The organism is Providencia sp. UF-224, from assembly GCF_058245955.1.
On the sequence record NZ_JBSICC010000027.1, the window covers coordinates 1 to 21,594 of the forward strand.

Genomic DNA, 21,594 nt, shown 5'->3' on the forward strand with positions numbered 1-21,594 from the left:
TTCGTTTAGTGATTGGTTTCATTGCACTCTCCAATTTTAAATTGAAAAAGTGTCAACCTTATTCAGGACGGGTCATTGAATATGAAAAAGGCGACTTAAGAGTCGCCTTTTTTTACTGCATTAAAATAAGTATTAGTTATTCACAATTGCATCAATAACAACGCGGTTACCTGTGATAGTTCCTGTTGTTCCACTTGTCACAATAGGGCTCGTGACTTTAGTTGTACCGTTAGAACTAATAGTTCCATACTGGTTATTCACACGATTCTTTGACTCAATAGTCATATTTTTACCCGCAGCCATTTTACCTGAATAGTTTTCGAGTGAACCCACATCAACTTTCTGGTTATTAGCACTGGTGATTTCGCCGTAATTATTGTTCAAGGATGCTTTTAATTTAATATCCACATCATTACGCGCAGCATCGTTGTTATTTACGTTTGCAGCAATAGAACCATAGATGCCATAAAGGCTATCACCTTTAATTTTGATGGTGCCATCATTGGTTTGTAAACCGCCGTTTTGGTCTGTTAAACCAAATTTTGCATTCACTTGTTTAAATCCAGAACTGTAACTGTTGCCTAAATGACTTGTTTGAATATCCAAATTATTTTCAGCGTGGATAAGGCCAGATTGATTTTCAATTGAATGTGCAGTGATTGCTAAATTTTTGCTTTTGATATAACCAGACAGGTTATTCATCATGTTCGCTTTGATTTCAGACTTACCGTTGTCAGAAATAATTGAACCTGCGTTAGTCAATTGATTTGCATTGATATTCAGCAGTTTACCACTATGAATTTTAGATAGTGAATCATTAGTTAATGCCACGGAAGCATCGAGATCCATACGGCCATTGATGGCATTCAGCTCAGAATTAGATTGCGTTAAATACATCGTGTTGATTTCAGCACGACGTTTGGCAACAATCTTACTGTTTGCCATATTTTCAATCGAGTTTTGAACATTTAAAGTGACATCTCTGCCTGCGGTGATATTGGAGTTTTCATTCACAATACGCACTGCATCAATATTGACATCTTGCCCAGCGATAAACCCTTTATTTGGATCATTTTGATTAGCTAAATAATCACGGTTATAAATAACATTGGTTGCATGAACCTTAATGTTTCCTTTCGCCGCTCTTACTGCACCATTATCATTAATGAAAGAATCAGACAATGTAGTCACATTTTGCAGTGCTTCAATGGTACCGTTATTATTCGCTAATGTACCTAAGGTAGTAATATTAACATCATTATTGAGGGAGCTAATGCGGCCACGGTCGTTATTAACGGAACCAGTGCCAGCAGCCTTAATATTGACGTTTTTCGTGCCAGCTATCGTGCCGCTGTTTGTCAGACCCGCAGCATTGATATCGAGGGTATTTGCAGAGTTAATATTACCGTTAATATTATTAACAGTACCTGCAGTATCCAGAGTAATAGCACCATTCTGGGAAACGATATCACCCGAGTTTGAAACGCCGACACCTGTTTCGGTCGCAACTAACGAAATTTTATTTGCATACATTCCGCCTAAAGCAGAAACATCAATACCAACACTTGGTTTAGTTCCGACAGCCGTTGTTGTTCCGACGACTTCACCTGCTGCGTTGACTCGGTTATTCCCTGCAACCACGTTTAAACGCTGGGCTGAAACTGCACCGTTGATAGCGACTGAACGTGCAATTAGGTCAGTAGGAGAATTTGAATTGAAATTACCATTAATGGTAATTTTTCCTTGTTGTACACTGTAGTCATTGACTAAGCCATTACCACCGATGGAAACTTTTCCTGTGGTTAATGTATTGCGGCTGGTATTGATAAATCCGCAATTATTACAGGTAATACCGGACGCGTTCGCGACGATGACCTGCGCTTTACCGCCTGCAACTTCAATCATGCCATTTAATGTGGTCGCTGTATTGGAGTTAACTTCATTTAGGATCACTTTGGCACGATTACCAGCAACATTACCATTTCCGCCAATTTTACCGCCTAGCGTCGTATTAGACATACCTGCGCTGTTATTTAAAATAACCCCTTTTTGGTCGACATCAAATTGACTATAAATATTGTGAGATACCCCACCTTCAGATGGTTTATTGATGTAAACAACGGTTGGGCCATTCCCTTGAACCATAACACCCGCGCCGTTTGTTGGTGTGATTGCTGCTTGTGCAATCGTTGTTGAACCGACAATCATTGATACACACAGAAATAAAGGTTTGAATTTCAATGTAGGAACATTAAAATTAGTCATTGAAACGTTTTGCATATATATCCCTTAAATTAAAATAGACAATATCTAAAATAACGAACAATCCATTATTGCAGTTTAATTATGCTGAAATATAAATTTAAATAAAATTAATAATGTTAACGTGGGTTAAAACATTATCGACTATCAAAGAATGGCCACTTGAGGATAAATTTAGAGTAAATGTATATTAAAAATAAAATGCAGTATAAAAACAACGGATTAGGGTTGTTTTGAAAATGAATTAATTAGTGTGTTTACTCAAGGGTGAACACGTAGTTATAAATATTAAAAAGAAAATATCGGGAATTAATCATTAGGTTTTATTATGATTTAAATATGCATTATAAAAATTACCGAAATAATTTAACACTGAAATTGAAATAAACGGAAAATATTGGATTTTAATAATGTGACCCTGCGTTAATTTTCAGATTATAAAAACTTAGCAATAGCATGATTTAAATTTGCTATTGCTAAGTTGAATTTATCTAATTTACCAATCAATGCCTTTTTGCGCTTTAATTCCAATATCAAAAGCATGTTTAATAGGGCGCATTTCAGTGACCGTATCCGCTAAATCAATCAAATCACGGTGACACCCTCTACCTGTAATAATAACAGACTGATTGGCTGGACGTCCTTGCAAGGTTTGCAGTACTTCATCTAATCCAAGGTAGTGGTAACTAAGCATATAGGTCAGCTCATCTAACACAACCAAATCATACTGAGGATCACTTAACAGTCGCTTGGCATGATGCCATGTTTCAAGACAGGCAAGGGTGTCGGTTTCTTTATTTTGTGTTTCCCACGTAAAACCCGTGGACATCACAAAAAAAGGTGCGCCGAGTGGTTCTAAGAGTTCCCGCTCACCGTTATCCCAGCCCCCTTTAATAAATTGCACAACAGCGGCTTTCTTACCATGACCGATTGCTCGACAGACGGTACCAAATGCCGCAGTGGTTTTACCTTTACCATTGCCAGTGAAGACAATGATAATCCCGCGTTCAATTTGAGCAGCTTCTATACGCGCATCCACTTTTTCTTTTAAGCGTTGTTGGCGTTCTTCATGTCGGCTTTGTGACATAGTCGATTACTCCGCTGCGCCCGGTTTACGACCCGGTTGTGCATCATAACTGCTCCCCGTTTTTCGAATGCTATCATCACCCATTAAGTAAACGTAAATCGGCATAATATCTGCAGGAGTTTTGAGTTTTTGTGGGTCTTCTTCAGGGAATGCACTTGCACGCATGCTGGTTCGAGTTCCCCCTGGATTAATGCAGTTTACGCGCAAATGGCTAGTTTTATACTCTTCAGCGAGCACTTGCATTAGGCCTTCTGTTGCGAATTTAGACACGGCGTAAGCTCCCCAACCAGTGCGACCTTGTTTTCCGACACTGGAGCTGGTGAAAACTAATGACGCATTTGGCGCTTTCAATAGTAAGGGGAGTAGGGATTGCGTGAGCATAAAAGTCGCATTCACGTTAATTTGCATGACATCGTGCCAAAGCTGGGTCGGTTGTTCTGCAATGGGGGCAATGACCCCAAGAATACCCGCATTATGTAAGACGCCATCCAGATATGGAACGTTCTTAGATATTTGCGTGGCTAATGCAAGGCAATCTTCCTCAGTTGTGGTTAATAAATCCAAAACATAGCATGGCGATTTTTTGCCTGAAATTGCGGTGATTTCGTGGCTAACAGCGTCTAATTTATGCTGTGTTCTGCCGACAAGGATCAATGCTGCACCGAATCGGGCATAGGTTAGGGCGGCTTCACGACCAATGCCATCGCCTGCGCCAGTGACGAGTATCGTTTTGCCTTTCAATAGGTCTTGTCTAGGCTGATATTGAAGCATATTCTTTCCTATGGTTGTGAATTAAATGTAACAGTATCATCGCACTGATTCGAGTTTTTGGCTAATCTAACATAGATATCTACGTAGTTTATGGCGTCAAATACGTTTTTTTCTGGTTGTTTAGCCATAATCGTGAGATTATTTTTGCGTTGAAGATAAATATCAGAAGGATCATGTTGTGGAGTATTTCTCTTTGTATGGATTATTTTTAGCAAAAGTCGTCACTATTGTGGTGGCGATTGTTTTGCTGGCAGTTTTTGTCTTTGGTGTAGGTATGCGTCGCCAAGGCGCTAAAGGCTCGCTAAAACTCACTGATTTAGGTGAAAATTATCGTGAACGTCAACGCCAAATGCAACAAGTGAAAATGAATGAATCTGAGCATAAAGCTTGGCTCAAGGCATTCAAAAAACAGCAAAAAGCAAAATCAAAAAGTGAGAAAACTGGGGCGAAACTTGGGCAAACCTCTGTTAAAAAGCCTTGTTTATATGTCTTAGACTTTAAAGGCAGTATGGATGCACGTGAAGTAGCATCTTTAAGAGAAGAAATCAGTGCAGTTCTTGCAGTTGCTGACGCACAAGATGAAGTTTTACTTCGTTTGGAAAGCCCTGGTGGTATGGTTCATGGTTATGGGCTGGCGGCATCACAGTTACGCCGTTTAAAAGAAAAGAACATTCCACTCACAGTTGCGGTGGATAAAGTGGCGGCAAGCGGCGGTTATATGATGGCCTGTATTGCGGATAAAATCATCGCAGCACCATTTTCGATTATTGGCTCTATTGGTGTTGTGGCACAAATTCCCAATATTCATCGACTATTAAAGAAACACGATGTGGATGTTGAACTTCATACTGCCGGTGAATATAAAAGAACACTGACTTTGTTAGGTGAAAATACTGAGCAAGGTCGTAAAAAGTTTGTGGAAGATTTAAATTCAACGCATGACCTTTTCAAGCAGTTTGTTCATCAAAATCGGCCTTCGTTAGATATTGATAAGGTTGCAACGGGTGAATACTGGTACGGTTCACAGGCACTCGAAAAAGGGCTAGTGGATAGCATTGGCGTAAGTGATGATATTATTATTGATGCCATTGACGCAAAAGAGATTGTCGGTGTTCGTTATGTCCTAAGTAAAAAAATGATGGACAAAGTGATGGGCAGTGCAGCAAACAGCGTCGATAACCTTTTATTGCGCTGGTGGCAGCGTGGTCAAAAACCGATGTTATAAATGAATAGTCGCCTCGCAAATATTCTGTTTTAATTCTACTATTAATTACCGGCACGAATGCCGGTAATTTTTTATCAATTATTGAATGTTAATTAGTCATTTTCACGTAATTGGTATTGTTCAGAAAGAACATGCGCAAGATGTTTGTACATATTAAAAGCAGCGGTACTTTTTAATGTTGGGATACCATTTTCATCGAGAAAAAATTCCCCTTTAAAAACCAGTGTGCCACGATGCTGTTCTACGGTGTCTACAAACATCCCGTGAATATACTCGTCATGCTTCTTTATGATATCGTTAGCTTTTTCAAGTAACTCTGTTTTTGTAATGTACTGAAGATTGTCTTGCATAATAGGGCTCCCTTGAAAAAATAATTGGTTGCTTCTAGCATTTTATCAGGTAGAGTGTGTGGTTTTCAATTATGGCTTAATGCCTTTATATGGTTAAAATCAGTCAGCTAGAAGACTTTGTATGGCTTGTAGAATAACGTGACTGAGATTATAAGTTTTGTTTCAACACAAATAATTGATTGAAAATATATTGATATATTGTGATTGTGTCGCAATATAAAAAACAGATTCTCATTTTGCGCATTTTTATGTAAAAGTGTGTCATTGTTGATATTTAGGTAAAGGTAAATATGGGTAAAGCTCTTGTTATCGTGGAGTCCCCGGCAAAAGCCAAGACAATTAACAAGTATCTTGGCAGTGGCTACGTTGTGAAAAGCAGCGTCGGCCATATTCGTGATCTGCCGAAAAGCGGCTCTGGTTCACAAACCGGCTCACAAAAGAGTACAGGCTCATCTACCGAGAAAGCAAAGAAAGTTAAAAAAGATCCACGTGATGCATTAGTGAATCGCATGGGTATAGACCCTTATCATGGTTGGAAGGCGAATTATCAAATTCTACCGGGTAAGGAAAAGGTGGTTTCTGAGCTGAAATCTCTGGCGGCTGATGCCGATCATATCTACCTCGCAACGGACTTGGACCGCGAGGGAGAAGCGATCGCATGGCATTTGCGTGAAGTGATTGGCGGTGATGATTCGCGTTTTAGTCGTGTTGTTTTTAACGAAATCACGAAAAATGCCATCACTCAAGCATTTGATACCCCTGGTGAGCTAAATATTGATCGGGTTAACGCCCAGCAAGCTCGTCGTTTTATGGACCGCGTTGTGGGGTACATGGTATCCCCATTATTGTGGAAAAAAGTGGCACGTGGTTTATCTGCGGGACGAGTTCAATCGGTTGCAGTAAAACTGATTGTTGAGCGCGAACGCGAAATTAAAGCATTTGTTCCTGAAGAATATTGGGAATTACATGCAGATTTAGCAGATAAAGACATTGCGAATTTGCGCATGGAAGTTACGTCACAAGCCGGTAAATCGTTCAAGCCTGTTAATAAGGCGCAAACGACTGCGGCGGTAAAGCTACTTGAAAAAGCGCGCTTTGAGGTCATTGACCGCGAAGACCGACCAACATCAAGTAAACCAAGCGCACCTTATATCACTTCAACACTGCAACAAGCGGCAAGTACACGCTTAGGTTTTGGAGTGAAGAAAACCATGATGATGGCTCAGCGTCTATATGAAGCGGGTTACATCACGTATATGCGTACTGACTCAACAAACTTGAGCCAAGATGCGTTAGATATGGTTCGCGGCTATATTAATGATAATTTTGGGGCGAAATATCTGCCGAAAGATGTCAATGTATATAGCAGCAAAGATAATTCTCAAGAGGCTCATGAGGCCATCCGTCCTTCTAGTGTAGATGTCTTACCTGATTCACTAAAAGATATGGAAAATGACGCAAAACGGTTGTACCAATTAATTTGGAACCAGTTTGTTGCGTGTCAAATGACGCCTGCGAAATATGACTCTACGACCTTAACCGTGAAAGCGGGAGACTTTGAACTGAAAGCCAAAGGGCGCACGTTGCGTTTCGATGGTTGGACGAAAGTGATGCCTGCGCTGCGCAAAAATGATGAAGATAAAACCTTGCCACCTATTCAAGTAGGCACGGAACTATCATTAATCGAATTATTGCCAAGTCAGCACTTTACTAAGCCGCCAGCGCGTTTTAGTGAAGCATCACTGGTTAAAGAGCTCGAAAAACGTGGAATTGGCCGTCCTTCAACTTATGCAGCCATTATTTCGACTATCCAAGATAGAGGATATGTCAAAGTTGAAAACCGCCGCTTCTATGCAGAAAAAATGGGTGAAATCGTCACGGATCGTTTAGAAGAAAACTTTAACGATTTAATGAACTACGATTTTACTGCACGAATGGAAAACCAACTCGACCATGTTGCAAACCATGATGCCGAGTGGAAAGCGGTTCTTGATGAATTCTTCTCTGATTTTAGTACCCAACTTGATGTTGCGGAAAAAGACCCAGAAGAAGGAGGGATGCGCACCAATCCAATGGTTATTACATCAATAACCTGTCCTGATTGTGAGCGTCATATGGGTATCCGTACGGCATCCACAGGGGTATTCTTGGGTTGTAGCGGTTATGCATTACCACCGAAAGAACGCTGTAAGAAAACCATCAACCTGATCCCTGAAGATGAGGTACTTAACGTACTAGAAGGGGATGATGCGGAAACTAACGCGCTGAGAGCGAAACGTCGTTGTCCGAAATGTGGCACAGCGATGGATAGCTACTTGATTGATAACCAACGTAAATTACATGTATGTGGTAATAACCCTGCATGTGAAGGTTATGAAATCGAAGAAGGCGAATTCCGTATTAAAGGCTACGACGGCCCTGTCATTGAATGTGACAAATGTGGCTCTGAAATGCACCTGAAAATGGGGCGTTTTGGTAAATACATGGGTTGCACCAATGAAGAGTGTAAAAACACACGTAAGATCTTAAGAAGTGGTGAAGTTGCGCCACCGAAAGAGGATCCTGTTCCGCTACCTGAATTACCGTGTGAAAAATCTGACGCTTACTTTGTATTACGTGATGGTGCTGCTGGGGTGTTCCTTGCAGCCAATACCTTCCCGAAATCCAGAGAAACACGCGCACCATTAGTGTCTGAATTGCAACGCTTTAAAGATAGGCTACCTGAAAAGCTTGCTTATTTAGCAGAAGCGCCAGCGGAAGATGGTGAAGGAAACCCGACCGTCGTTCGTTTTAGCCGTAAAACCAAGCAACAATATGTTTCTTCGGAAAAAGACGGTAAAGCAACCGGCTGGAGTGCTTTCTACGTTGACGGTAAGTGGGAAGTGAAAGAGAAGTAATTCGTTAAGGTTACTTTTCAGGTTAAAAATAGGAATGCCAATCTATTATTGATTGGCATTTTTTTTGTGTTAAGCGATTTGTAATTGATTCACTTTAATCGTTTTCTTTGCTAAATCTTCATCAATAAAATCAAAGATTAATATGCCTTTTTGCATAGCCTGGTTTAACGTCACTAATTCATTGCGAATAATAGGGTTAATGATGTCTGCATACGCCATTGGGCTGCCCAGATGACCATTTGTCGCACTAATATGATTAAGTACGAGTTGCTGGTCATTGGTATCTTCATCACTGTGAATTAATGCTAGGATGTCATTAATTTTCTCCTGAACCTCAGGGCCATTCCAATTATCTTGTAATGAAATCAAGGGATTCTGATGCCAATTATGAGCCCAACGAGTACCATCCTCTAATGTTGAAACATGCAATTCTGGTGGAGCACATTCAATTGCCAATATTTTTCCTCTAAGCTGCTTTACGCTTGGCCAAGCAAAGATGTTTTCATCAATTTTTTCAGGCAGTAAGATATGTTTTAAGTAAGGCACAATAAATGGGATAAGGGCTTGTTTATAATCCTCAAAATCATCTTTTTTCTCATTGGCATTTTGAATACGTAAAATGACAAATTCAGTAGGGTGTGTATCAAGGAAAGAAATAAAACACTGGAAAAGGTCTTCTGCCTTGATGTCACTGTGCCATTCACGGTGCGCAATATTCAGATTGCGAGTTAGCCTTAAGTCAAAAAAACGAACGCCACAGTTAAGCTGCTCTGCGAGCGATAATGTCTGGGTTTGGTAATAGGGCTGATCACAAGTTGATGTGATGGCATCGTGAGTCCCCGGGAGCAATAAATCCGTTACGGACAATTCATCTGCGACATACTTTAGCCAATCAATATAATTATTATTGTGCATAGTGCTTACCTAGTCCATTTTCTAAATAGGCAATGAGCCGTTATTGTAACGGCTCATTGTCGTTATCATATCAATGTTTTATTGTGCTTTTTTCATTTTAATCACGGTCCAAGACAGTAAAGCAGCGATTAACGTTAAGACGGATAAGCCAATAAAAACATTACCAATAATATTTGTTGGTGTGAGAATTTCTTTGACGACTTGCCCTTGTTCATTTAATTGTGGGCTAAAAATGATTTTACCTAAAATTAATGGCGCCAGTAGTGCAGGGAGGTAGCCAATTGTGATAGCCAAAGACATTGCCGCGGAAGCATGCTTTTTATCAATCCCAAACTCACCGATCGGGGCATAGTAGACGCCTCGGATCATAAAGCAGCATGCAGAGGCACATAACATCAGGATCATTATGGAGTTACGAACCGCTGGGCTAATGATATTGTCAGGTGCTTGACCCGCCATAAACTCCGTGATTGAGGCGGGGTTCATGTAGAATAAAGTACCAATAGCCGCGAGTAAAATCACCAGAACAAACGACATAAAACGCATAAAATGGGCGGTGGATTTAAACGCTAAAGTGACCAGCAATGTGGATAATAACGGTAACATTCGCAGCGCAATCACCACGGATACAAATACTGCTGCGACGGTTGCGGATGCTCCATAACCTGCCTGTAAGAAACGAGCAAAGTAAGTGCCAGCTGCCACAAAGGTGCCGTAAATACAAAAAACATTAAGGCCTGTTACCCAAACAATCGGTAACTTAATGACTTTTAATACCCCAAGCAGGGCTTCTTTTACTGAGCTTACGGTATCCGCATCTTCACTGACTCGGGCGTCTTTCGGTACAGCTAAAAAAATGAGTATCGCAGTGGCGAGTACAATAATTGATGACGTGATCATCATGGTGCGGCTACTGGCTTCGTAGTAAACCATTGCTGCCCATAATAAACTCATCAAAAATGCCAATAAACCTCGTCCAAACTCAAACATACCGAATGCGACACCTTGGTGCTCTTTGGTGGTTGATAAGCTGACGGCTTTAAAGTTGGCGGGTTTAAATAATACCTCACTGAGTAACAACATAGAGAAAAAGCACAGCAGTAGGGTCGGCATGCTTAAGCCGGGTGAGTTTAAGGCGATGAAAAGGGAAATACAGCCAACGCCGAGTGTAGTGATTAACATAATCACACGGACTTTAAACCTATCACCGACCCAACCGAGAGCCAGGGTACCCAGTAAAATTACTAATCCTTGCATTGAATAGAGTTGGCCTGCTTGTGCGTCAGTGATGCCCATTGCGACAGGAAAGCCGAGTGGTAAGGAGTTCCGCAAATCCCAAAAGGCATACAATAACTGGGCGTTTGCGGTAATAAAAATAAGTTGAATAATGGTGTGTGCTGAAAAACCAAACTTTTTGGCAAGAGTATTCATAATCTATTTTCCACTTATTATAAAGTTTAAGAAAACATAGTGTTATTTTTGATAGCTCGTTTTATTTGTAAGGTACAACGCTTCTTTTTATTTAAGTTGCTTTTTAACTTGGTGGGACTTTATGAAATTTTTGTTTCCTATTTATTTCATGTGAAATGAATAGTCTGAAATGTAGGCGAAATAAAAATAATATACTGTGATCGTTTTCACAGCATGTTAACATTTTTTATCAATAGGTTATTTTACGTAAACATACTGAAATGAAATTTTTATTATAAATTAATAACGGCATAATCATTCTCATTAAAGCCATTTAGGAGTAGCAAATTAACGAGGTTGATTGTGATATAACTATCATTTATTAACTAAAGCCAAATCCAGCACCAAAGTGATAACAAATTTATGTTAGTTTAAGTACAGTCATTGACACTAATGCAGAAACAGTAACAGTTCTTGCCTTGATTATCTTAAGGTAAGTCGATGGAATGATTATAAATGTTATCTACTGGAGGCAATATGAAGTTAAAAATGTGTTTACTCGCCGCTTTACTGACCGCGGGCACAGCTTATGCGGCACAATCCACAGTGGTATTAAAAGAAGCAACACCAACCGGTGATGGCAAAACCATTGGTGAGGTGGTTATCTCTGAAACTGAGTATGGATTACTGTTCACGCCAAAACTTTCAGGTTTACAATCCGGTATTCATGGTTTCCATGTTCACGAAAATCCAAGCTGTGAGCCAGGAGAAAAAGACAGCAAACCCGTTCCTGCACTTAAAGCGGGGGGGCATTTAGACCCAGCAAAAACGGGTGTTCACAAAGGACCATATGATAATTCAGGTCACTTGGGGGATTTACCGGGTCTAGTCGCAGATAGCCAAGGTAATGCCGATTATGCGGTTTTAGCGCCACGCTTAAAAACACTGAAAGATGTGCAAGACCGTGCGCTAATGGTGCATGTGGGTGGCGATAATTATTCTGATAATCCAGAAGCGTTAGGTGGTGGTGGGGCGAGGATGGCCTGTGGTGTCATCAAATAATTTTGCTCGTCATATTTTACGCTGTGGCGTTGTTGGCTGTGCTTGCTAACCCTAGTCACATACTGGTGTATGCTTCTAGGGCTTAGCTTCACTTGCCGCCTAGCCACAACGCAAACTATTTAGAGCAAGGTCTAAACTGTTAAGGGGAGTCCTTAACTGACCGTATTTTACGCTGTGGCGTTGTTGGCTGTGCTTGCCTGTTAAGGGGAAGTCCTTAACTGACCGTATTTTACGCTGTGGCGTTGTTGGCTGCGCTTGCTAACCCTAGTCACATACTGGTGTATGCTCCTAGGGCTTAGCTTCACTTGCCGCCTAACCACAACGTAAACTATTTAGAGCAAGATCTTAATTGTTCAAAGTAATACTTAACTGATGATGTAGTTTGAAAGCTCGGAAAAATGCCGAGCTTTCTTTTTTCCTATTTATCAATCGATTACCAGATACGAATACGTTTTTCAGGTTCTAGGTAGAGGGCGTTGTCTTTATCGACGCCAAAGGTTTGGTACCAATCATCGATATTACGCACAACGCCATTGGCGCGGAATTGGTTTGGGCTGTGCGGGTCAGTCATAATTTTATTACGCTCAGACTCTTTATTCGACAGCTCTTGCCATGTACGTGCCCATGCGATGAAAAAGCGCTGTAAACCTGTTGTACCGTCAATAATCGGTGGTTCACCATTAGGATAATTTTCTTTGGCGAATTGTTTATAGGCACTCAACGCGATATTTAACCCGCCTAAGTCGCCAATATTCTCACCTAAGGTTAATTGCCCATTAACCTTTAAGCCATCAACATCAAATGCATTGTATTGTTCGACCAATTTTTCAGTTTTTTCTTTAAAATGCTTTTTGGCGCTTTCGCTCCACCAATTGCGAAGCTGGCCTGTGCCGTCGTATAAACTGCCTTGGTCATCAAAGCCATGGCCCATTTCATGACCAATAACGGCACCGATAGCCCCATAGTTATATGCAGGGTCAACATTTGGGTCGAAGAATGGCGCCTGTAAAATTGCAGCAGGGAAAACAATTTCATTTTGTACAGGGTTGAAATAGGCATTTACCGTTTGTGGTGTCATTCCCCATTCCCACTTGCGTACAGGTTGGCCCATTTTGCTCAACATATCGTTGTAAGACCATGCAACGACTTGCTTGTAGTTATCCAATAACGAGTCTGGTTTTAAATTAATGCTGCTAAAATCATTCCATTTATCGGGGTAGCCTACTTTTACGGTGAATTGTTCCAGTTTTTTCAGGGCTTCTTGGCGGGTATTTTCATCCATCCAATCGTTATCTTTCAAACGTGAATTAAATGTACCTCGAACATAACTGACTAAATCTTTAATTTTTTCTTTTGATTGTGGGTCGAAATATCTTTCAACGTAAATCTGCCCTAATGGCTCACCTTGTAACGAGTTTACTGTTTGTAAAGCACGTTCTTGACGGGTACGTTGTTTTTCTACCCCGTTGAGTTTTTTCGAATAAAAATCAAAATTGGCATCAGAAACTGCTTTATTTAAATAGCGTGCATGGTCGCTAATATATTGGAATGTTAAATAATCTTTTAATGTGGAAACGGGTGTTTTCGCGAAAATCTTTGCAGTTTGTTCAACAGCGCTATCTGTTTCTACCACCACTTTTTCAAGCTGTTTATCGGTAAGATTGTAGTGATTAATAAAGCCATTCCAATCAAAACCTTGGGTGAAGTTTTTCATTTCAGGCAGTGACATCGCATGGTAGTTTTTGATAGTGTCACGGCGTGCTTCAGGGCTCCAATGCACTGTCGCAATGGCTTTTTCTAACTCGAAGATTTTTTGTGCTTTTTGTTCAACGTCTTTCTCGCCCGCCAGTTTTAACATTGTTGCGATATAGGCGATATAACTTTTTCGTATATCTTGCATCTGCGGGGTGTCATCGAGGTAATAAGTTCGATTTGGCAACCCTAAGCCCCCTTGGCCAACATACAATACATACGTTTCAGGGGCTTTTGCATCTAAATCGACCCAATAAGAAATCAAGGAATTGAAATTTGGGTTAGTCATTAGCTGGCTGATATCCTGATGATTTTTTGCGTTTGCAATCTCAGCTAAATCTTGTTTGATAGGGGAAAGGCCTGCTTTCTCAATGGCATCTTCGTTCAGGAAACTCTGGTATAAGTTACGGATATTACGTTGATTATGATCCAATTCGCGTTCAGATTTTTTCTGAAGCTCATCAATAATTGCCTGAGTTTGTTTTTCGGTATTTAAGTACAAATCAACAAAAGAGTTAATGCGAGGCATACCCGTTGGGATTTTTGCCTTGCTTATCCAGTCTTCATTCACATAACGGTAGAAATCATTTCCTGGATTAATTGTGTCGGATAACACAATTTTTTGTTGTCCATAAGTCACTTCTTTTGCAAGCATCTGAGGTGCAAAGGAAACTGTCGACATACCAATAAGCAGCGCCAACACATTTATACGCATGTAAAAACCTCTCTTCGTTGAGAATATAAAACTCCACTTGGTTTAGTCTACCTTGAAGTGGAAATCCATCAAATTACGTTTTATTTATTGAAACATATCACGAATTAAAGATAACTCGTCTTTGCAATACCTTACGCCCTGACAATGAGCATCATTGAGCTTAGATGAAATTTTATCATCATACTGTTTATTCTGGTTGAAATAATGTTATATTGGTTATATCGAATCGTTCATATATAATTTTTGGTTATAACTAATGTTTTTTAGCTATAGCGAATATATCGTGGTCCAGTAAGGGGTAGGCAGAAATATGAAATTGCAGCAATTACGTTATATTGTTGAAGTCGTTAACCATGACTTAAATGTCTCCTCTACGGCGGAGGGGCTTTTTACTTCGCAACCGGGTATCAGTAAACAAGTGCGGATGTTGGAAGATGAGCTAGGCATCCAAATTTTTGCTCGCAGTGGTAAGCACCTAACGCATGTCACACCTGCAGGGGAAGAGGTTGTTCGCATTTCAAGAGAAGTACTGTCGAAAATTGAAGCGATACGCTCAGTGGCGGGTGAACATACCTACCCAGATCGCGGTACGTTGAATATCGCAACGACTCATACGCAAGCTCGTTATGCGTTACCCCCTGTTATTAAAGGTTTTATTGAGCGTTATCCCCATGTGTCGTTGCATATGCAGCAAGGTACGCCGACCCAAATTGCGGAAGAGGTATGCAAAGGTAACAGTGACTTTGCAATCGCCACGGAAGCGCTTCATCTGTATAGCGACCTTATTATGTTGCCTTGCTACCACTGGAACCGCTGTGTGGTCGTGCAAAAGGATCACCCGCTGGCGACGAAAAAGAATGTGACTATTGAAGATATCGCGGAATACCAAATTGTAACGTATACCCATGGGTTTACAGGTCGCTCTGAACTGGATGTCGCTTTCCAAAAAATAGGCTTAGAGCCGAAAATTATTTTTACAGCAACAGATGCGGACGTTATTAAAACTTACGTCAGACTGGGACTGGGTATTGGTATTATCGCTAGTATGGCGGTTGATGCAGTGAATGACTCTGACCTTGTTGTTATTGATATGCGTGATAAGTTCAGCTATAGCACTACCAAAATTGGCTTTAAACGCACCAGTTTCTTGCGTAGCTATATGTATGATTTCTTATGGCGCTTTGCGCCACATTTGACTCGAGATGTGGTGGATAAGGCGATTGCCATTCGTAATAATGATGAAATTGAAGCGTTTTTTAAAGACATTCAGTTACCGATTATTTAATTTTTGTATTATTGCCCGCCCACCTTTTGGTAGCCACTATTAATTATGTGGCTACCATTAATCATCTTGTTACTGCAAATGCTAACAAAACTGTGTGTTATATGTTTGCCTTTGTTATGCGTAATGCCATTGTCATTACAATGCGGTATGCTTAAAACATAAGTCATCAGTTAGGAGTTAACCATGGCGGCGCAAAATACACGTGATAATGATACGGCAGTTACACGCTCATCATTGAATATACGCATTAAATTAGAAGATAAAATCCTGATTGACCGTGCTGCTAATGCTACCGGAAAAAACCGTACAGAGTTTGTACTCGAAGCCGCTCGTCGAGCTGCGGAAGAAGCATTAGCCGATCTCCGTGTGATTAATGTGAGCCCTGAAGTTTATCAGGAATTTGTTGCTCAATTAGATGCCCCTCCGAGTAATAATGAGGCGCTCAGAAAAACCATGATGTCCAAATCCCCGTGGGAAAAATGACATTGAACCTGACAGCCCCTGAGCCTCTTAATTTAAACCACCGTCTGGATACGTTATCTTCAGGTGAGGAAACGTTGGATCATTGGTTAAAAAATCGCGCGATGGGAAATCAGAAAACGGGCGCATCCCGTACTTTTGTTACCACATCTGATAATACGGTGGTGGGGTATTACGCACTTTCTACAGGCATTATAACCACGAGCCAAGCCGTGGGTAAGTTTCGGCGAAATATGCCAACGGATATCCCCGTTGTTTTACTTGGTCGTCTGGCAGTGGACGTAAACGCGAAAGGTTTAGGCATTGGCAGGGCGCTGGTGAAAGATGCTGCGCAGAGGGTTGTTCAGGCGTCAGGGCTAGTTGGTATTCGAGGAATGATCGTTCATGCACTTTCGGATGATGCTAAACGGTTTTATAAACATGTTGGCTTTGTGCCTTCACCTCTAGACCCCATGATGTTAATGATCACTATAGCGGATCTTCAGCTCGCAATAGGCGCTCACCCAAACTGAAAATAATTACCATCTCTACGCTTTTTTATCCTCATTCACGCTTATCCTTTCCCTTCTTATCTTAAATTCCCTATGATTAATAGGTCTAAACTGCAAATTTGGCACAAAATCTATAAATCAAATTTATAAAGCAACTATGCTTACAATTGGTTAACAAAAAATAATGGCGGTAAATAAATATTATTGCCATAGCCATAAAAACCAAGGAGGAGTTATGTCGTTGAGTCTAAAAACAACAAGTGCCTCAACACTTGTTGTCGGAAACAAGCAGTATAATTACTTCAGTTTGGCACTAGCCGCGAAAAAAATCGGCGACGGTTCAAAGCTGCCAAAATCCCTCAAAGTATTACTCGAAAACCTGTTACGCCATGTCGATGGCACATCTGTTGTTGAACAAGACCTACAAGCGATTATTGATTGGCAAAAAAATGCCCATGCAGATAGGGAGATTGCCTATCGTCCCGCTCGTGTGCTGATGCAAGATTTTACGGGTGTCCCTGCGGTAGTTGATCTTGCAGCAATGCGTGAAGCGGTGAAATCGTTAGGGGGAAATGTTAACCAAGTCAATCCATTATCCCCTGTTGATCTGGTGATTGACCACTCGGTAATGGTGGATGAATTTGCCACGCAAGCTGCGTTTGGTGAAAACGTCGAAATTGAAATGGAACGTAACCACGAGCGCTATTTATTCCTGCGTTGGGGGCAAAAAGCCTTTAACCGTTTCCAAGTTGTGCCACCGGGTACGGGGATTTGTCATCAGGTTAACTTAGAGTACCTCGGTAAAGCGGTTTGGCATGAGGAAATTGACGGTAAGTTATATGCTTACCCTGATACCCTTGTCGGCACCGACTCCCATACTACCATGATCAACGGGCTCGGCGTGTTGGGTTGGGGAGTGGGGGGAATAGAAGCTGAAGCGGCGATGTTAGGTCAGCCTGTTTCTATGTTAATCCCCGATGTGGTTGGCTTTAAGTTAACGGGTAAATTATCGGAAGGTATTACGGCGACTGACCTTGTTTTAACCGTCACTCAAATGTTACGTAAACACGGCGTCGTTGGTAAATTTGTCGAATTCTACGGTGATGGTTTGGCGGATTTGCCTTTAGCTGACCGTGCAACCATTGCGAATATGTCACCAGAATATGGTGCAACCTGTGGTTTCTTCCCCATCGATGAAATTACCTTGTCCTACATGCGACTAACAGGGCGCAGTGACGATGAAGTGGCGCTGGTGGAAGCGTATAGTAAAGAGCAGGGTTTATGGCGCCATTCAGGCGATGAACCTATCTTTACCAGTACCCTTGAATTGGATATGTCTACTGTTGAATCCAGCCTTGCTGGCCCGAAACGTCCACAAGATAGAGTGGAGCTGAGCCAAGTGCCTAAAGCGTTTCGCGGTGCGGTTGAACTCGAAGTCAATAAACAAGATAAAAACGCGCATCCTGAAGTGAAATATCAAAATAAAACGTTTGAGCTTACCGATGGCGCAGTCGTGATTGCTGCGATTACATCTTGTACCAATACCTCAAACCCAAGTGTTTTGATGGCAGCGGGGCTGTTAGCGAAAAAAGCTGTTGAAAAAGGGTTGTCTCGTCAACCTTGGGTTAAATCGTCCCTTGCACCGGGTTCCAAAGTGGTAACGGACTATCTTGCCGTTGCGGGTTTAACCCCTTATTTAGATAAACTCGGCTTTAACCTTGTCGGGTATGGATGTACCACCTGTATCGGTAACTCAGGACCATTACCTGAACCAATCGAAGCGGCGATTAAACAAACCGATTTAACCGTGGGTGCTGTGCTTTCTGGGAACCGAAACTTTGAAGGAAGGATCCATCCTTTGGTGAAAACCAACTGGCTGGCGTCACCACCGCTGGTTGTGGCATATGCCCTTGCGGGTAATATGAATATTAATTTGAAAAATGAACCACTTGGCGTGGATAAACAAGGTAATGATGTTTATCTGAAAGACATTTGGCCGACCAGTGCTGAAATTGCTCAAGCAGTACAGCAAGTTAAAACGGATATGTTCCGCAAAGAATACAATGCCGTATTTGAAGGTGACGATGCGTGGCGCGCCCTCGAAGTTGAAAGCTCGTCAACCTATCATTGGCAGGGGGACTCAACCTATATTCGTCATCCACCATTCTTTGAAGGGATGAAAGCACAGCCTGCGCCAGTTAAAGATATTCATAGTGCCAATATTTTGGCCATTCTGGGTGATTCGGTGACTACTGACCATATTTCACCTGCGGGGAATATCAAGAAAGACAGTCCAGCAGGGCGCTACCTTCAAGAGCATGGTGTTGCGGTTGCTGATTTTAACTCTTATGGTTCGCGTCGTGGTAACCATGAAGTGATGATGCGCGGTACGTTTGCCAATATCCGTATTCGTAATGAAATGGTACCTGGCGTTGAAGGCGGCTATACCTTGCATATTCCGACTGGTCAGCAAATGGCGATTTATGATGCGGCGATGTTATACCAGCAGGAAAAACGCCCATTAGCCATTATTGCAGGTAAGGAATATGGCTCAGGTTCGAGTCGTGACTGGGCGGCAAAAGGAACCAATTTATTAGGTGTTCGTGTGGTGATTGCCGAATCTTATGAGCGTATTCACCGTTCAAACTTAATTGGTATGGGGGTTGTGCCTTTGGAGTTTAAAGAGGGCATGTCTCGTAAAACCCTTGGATTGAAGGGGGATGAACGCATTGACGTCGTTGGCCTACAATCACTGACACCGGGGCAAGACTTAAAAGTGAAAATTACGTCTGGAAACGGTGAGGTCAAAGAGATCACCACGCGTTGCCGTATCGATACAGGCACCGAAATGGAGTATTACCGCCATGGCGGTATCTTGCATTATGTCATTCGGCAAATGCTTCACTAACTTACGCTAATGAAAAACGCCTGTTTGGTTAATACTTACAGGCGTTTTTTATTCCTATCTTATTTCTTAATCTTGTTTTTTCTCAATATTTTCGATGTGGATCTACGTTATGGTGTTAGGTAGATGGTTAAATGTGAGGGAGAAAACCATTCTTTATCCAATCACTTCTGGATGAAGTTCGCCATAAATCAGTTTCTTTGTTTGAATTAATATCCATGTAATGGATTCGGACTCGCTAAATTTATCGAAAACAACGTAAAGGAAATATATATGGCAGATATCAATGAAACCGATTTCTATAAAGGGGCATTGTGGGCAGCAGATATCTTATTAACAACTTCTCATTTTGATGGTTCGAATGAAGAAGTTCGCGATATTTTAGAACATATTCCTAATTTGTATTCTATTGTGATGAGAACACCGGAAACAGAAGTTCATGACTTACGTCTGTATGCGGACAAAGAATTCCCACTTGGCTTAAATGCGGATTACACGGCAATTACCATTGCGCCATTAAAAGAGTATTTTGATATTGTGCCAATGCCGGATCAAAACCCGGAGAGTATTGATTTTGAGGTGGAGTTTTGGGGCGTTGTCGCTAAAACAACAGCGGGTAAAGACGATTTATTGATAGCGGGCTTGCCATCGGCAGAAGTGGCTCAGCATTATGCAAAAACATTAACCCATCAGCTTGATATTCAGCGTGGGAAATAATCAATTGGGTTATTTTTAGGCTCTAGCGGCTTATTTTTTAATCTAAAATGCCAAAAAACCGCGATACTGTGTTTATATCCAGTATCGCGGTTTTGTTATAAGCGAAAAGACTATAAAACCTTACTTTCAGCCAGTTGTAAGGCAAAATAAGTGAAGATTAGGTCAGCCCCTGCGCGTTTAATTGAGCCTAATGTTTCCAATGCGACACGTGTTTCATCAATTGCACCGGCTTGCGCTGCAAATTTGATTTGTGCATATTCACCACTGACTTGATATGCCCCAATAGGTAATTGCGTGTGTTCACGTAAGTCACGGATAATATCGAGATAAGCCCCAGCGGGTTTGATCATCAACGCATCGGCACCTTCACGCTCGTCAATCAGCGACTCATGCAGCGCTTCACGGCGGTTCATTGGGTTCATTTGGTAGGTTTTACGGTCACCTTTTAAGCATGAACCTGCTGCATCACGAAATGGTCCATACAGTGCGGAAGCGAATTTCGTAGAATAGGACATAATTGCAGTATCGGTAAATCCAGCTTCATCTAGCGCATGTCGAATGGCAGCAACTTGGCCATCCATTGCCGCAGAAGGGGCAATAAAGTCTGCACCAGCACGAGCAGCTGCAACCGCCTGTAAACCTAAATTGTGAATAGTGGCATCGTTATCAACAATGTGGTTATGCATCACGCCACAATGGCCGTGGGAGGTGTATTCACAAAAACAGGTATCAGACATAACAATCATTTCAGGCACGGTGTCTTTACAGATACGGGACATACGAGCAACTAAGCCATTTTCTTGCCATGCATCACTGCCGTTGTCATCAAGGTGATGGGAAACACCAAAGGTCATGACGGATTTAATCCCCGCATTTGCGATACGCTCAATTTCATACGCTAAGCGTTTTTCAGGAATACGCATTACCCCCGGCATGCTGTTGATAGGCATGTAGTCGTCAAGCTCTTCCTCAACGAAAATGGGCAAGCAAAGATCATTTACTGACAGGTGAGTTTCTTGGAATAAAGTGCGGAGTTTTTCAGTTTTACGCAGTCTTCTCATGCGTTGAATAGAATGCAGGTTGTTCACAGTATCTCCTTGTAGTTTGATGAATAAGGGAAAGATTGGGTGTTATTCATCAAGGTAATAATATTGGGAACAGTATAAACCTTATAGAAAGAAAGTGAATATAACCATTAAGAAATGGCACACATTGAACGAAGATGAGAAAGAAAAGGGAAGAGCGCAGGCACTCTTCCTTAGTGATGGGC

The 21,594-nt window shown here is 41.5% G+C and carries 16 protein-coding genes; 8 read left to right on the top strand and 8 right to left on the bottom strand.

The features are described 5' to 3' along the window. Positions 1-132: 132 nt before the first annotated feature. From AC4IFO_RS18670 to AC4IFO_RS18680, 3 genes are all read right to left on the bottom strand, one after another. Positions 133-2,280 carry a two-partner secretion domain-containing protein gene (locus AC4IFO_RS18670; RefSeq protein WP_490736654.1) on the bottom strand — a complete coding sequence of 716 codons (2,148 nt, stop codon included), beginning with the start codon at positions 2,278-2,280 and terminating at the stop codon, positions 133-135. Positions 2,281-2,758: 478 nt separating this feature from the next. Beyond that, on the bottom strand, positions 2,759-3,349 hold the full coding sequence (gene cobO / locus AC4IFO_RS18675; protein ID WP_490736656.1) for a cob(I)yrinic acid a,c-diamide adenosyltransferase: 591 nt from the start codon (positions 3,347-3,349) through the stop codon (positions 2,759-2,761). A gap of 6 nt (positions 3,350-3,355) precedes the next feature. Then, positions 3,356-4,120, bottom strand: a complete 765-nt coding sequence (locus tag AC4IFO_RS18680; protein WP_490736658.1) for a YciK family oxidoreductase — start codon at positions 4,118-4,120, stop codon at positions 3,356-3,358. Positions 4,121-4,298: 178 nt separating this feature from the next. On the opposite strand from AC4IFO_RS18680, the gene sohB reads away from it, so the two are divergent. Continuing rightward, the gene (gene sohB, locus AC4IFO_RS18685) at positions 4,299-5,345 is read left to right on the top strand and encodes a protease SohB (RefSeq protein ID WP_490736660.1); all 1,047 of its coding nucleotides are present in this window, start codon (positions 4,299-4,301) and stop codon (positions 5,343-5,345) included. A gap of 92 nt (positions 5,346-5,437) precedes the next feature. Here the strand turns inward: sohB and AC4IFO_RS18690 are convergent, their stop codons facing one another. Further along, on the bottom strand, positions 5,438-5,695 hold the full coding sequence (locus AC4IFO_RS18690) for a DUF2498 family protein (RefSeq protein WP_273803175.1): 258 nt from the start codon (positions 5,693-5,695) through the stop codon (positions 5,438-5,440). 290 nt (positions 5,696-5,985) lie between these two features. Here AC4IFO_RS18690 and topA point away from each other — a divergent pair, with 290 nt between their 5' ends. Beyond that, positions 5,986-8,592 carry a type I DNA topoisomerase gene (gene topA / locus AC4IFO_RS18695; RefSeq protein ID WP_490736662.1) on the top strand — a complete coding sequence of 869 codons (2,607 nt, stop codon included), beginning with the start codon at positions 5,986-5,988 and terminating at the stop codon, positions 8,590-8,592. Between the two features lie 69 nt (positions 8,593-8,661). On the opposite strand, the gene AC4IFO_RS18700 is transcribed toward topA, so the two are convergent. Together AC4IFO_RS18700 and AC4IFO_RS18705 are read right to left on the bottom strand one after the other, a co-directional pair. Continuing rightward, positions 8,662-9,507: a phosphatidylinositol-specific phospholipase C domain-containing protein gene (locus tag AC4IFO_RS18700; protein WP_490736664.1), complete on the bottom strand. Its 846-nt coding sequence runs from the start codon at positions 9,505-9,507 to the stop codon at positions 8,662-8,664. A 78-nt stretch (positions 9,508-9,585) separates the two neighbouring features. Next, the gene (locus AC4IFO_RS18705) at positions 9,586-10,938 is read right to left on the bottom strand and encodes an MFS transporter (protein WP_490736666.1); all 1,353 of its coding nucleotides are present in this window, start codon (positions 10,936-10,938) and stop codon (positions 9,586-9,588) included. 516 nt (positions 10,939-11,454) lie between these two features. On the opposite strand from AC4IFO_RS18705, the gene sodC reads away from it, so the two are divergent. Beyond that, complete coding sequence (sodC, locus tag AC4IFO_RS18710) at positions 11,455-11,979, top strand: superoxide dismutase [Cu-Zn] SodC (RefSeq protein ID WP_490736668.1); 525 nt, start codon at positions 11,455-11,457, stop codon at positions 11,977-11,979. 433 nt (positions 11,980-12,412) lie between these two features. Here sodC and AC4IFO_RS18715 read toward each other — a convergent pair whose 3' ends face one another. After that, positions 12,413-14,446 (bottom strand): M13 family metallopeptidase, encoded by a 2,034-nt coding sequence (locus AC4IFO_RS18715; protein WP_490736670.1) that lies wholly within the window; start codon positions 14,444-14,446, stop codon positions 12,413-12,415. 310 nt (positions 14,447-14,756) lie between these two features. Here AC4IFO_RS18715 and cysB point away from each other — a divergent pair, with 310 nt between their 5' ends. From cysB to AC4IFO_RS18740, 5 genes are all read left to right on the top strand, one after another. Beyond that, positions 14,757-15,731 (top strand): HTH-type transcriptional regulator CysB, encoded by a 975-nt coding sequence (gene cysB, locus AC4IFO_RS18720; protein WP_206086092.1) that lies wholly within the window; start codon positions 14,757-14,759, stop codon positions 15,729-15,731. Between the two features lie 183 nt (positions 15,732-15,914). Further along, positions 15,915-16,214 (top strand): type II toxin-antitoxin system TacA family antitoxin, encoded by a 300-nt coding sequence (locus AC4IFO_RS18725; RefSeq protein ID WP_490736672.1) that lies wholly within the window; start codon positions 15,915-15,917, stop codon positions 16,212-16,214. Continuing rightward, a complete protein-coding gene (locus AC4IFO_RS18730; protein WP_490736674.1) occupies positions 16,211-16,723 on the top strand; it encodes a GNAT family N-acetyltransferase in 513 nt (170 codons plus the stop codon). The genes AC4IFO_RS18725 and AC4IFO_RS18730 overlap by 4 nt, the downstream gene beginning before the upstream one ends. A gap of 214 nt (positions 16,724-16,937) precedes the next feature. After that, positions 16,938-19,610, top strand: a complete 2,673-nt coding sequence (gene acnA, locus AC4IFO_RS18735; RefSeq protein WP_490736676.1) for an aconitate hydratase AcnA — start codon at positions 16,938-16,940, stop codon at positions 19,608-19,610. A 270-nt stretch (positions 19,611-19,880) separates the two neighbouring features. Beyond that, positions 19,881-20,324 (top strand): hypothetical protein, encoded by a 444-nt coding sequence (locus AC4IFO_RS18740; protein ID WP_490736678.1) that lies wholly within the window; start codon positions 19,881-19,883, stop codon positions 20,322-20,324. A 110-nt stretch (positions 20,325-20,434) separates the two neighbouring features. Here the strand turns inward: AC4IFO_RS18740 and hemB are convergent, their stop codons facing one another. After that, a complete protein-coding gene (hemB, locus tag AC4IFO_RS18745; protein ID WP_490736680.1) occupies positions 20,435-21,412 on the bottom strand; it encodes a porphobilinogen synthase in 978 nt (325 codons plus the stop codon). Positions 21,413-21,594 lie beyond the last annotated feature (182 nt).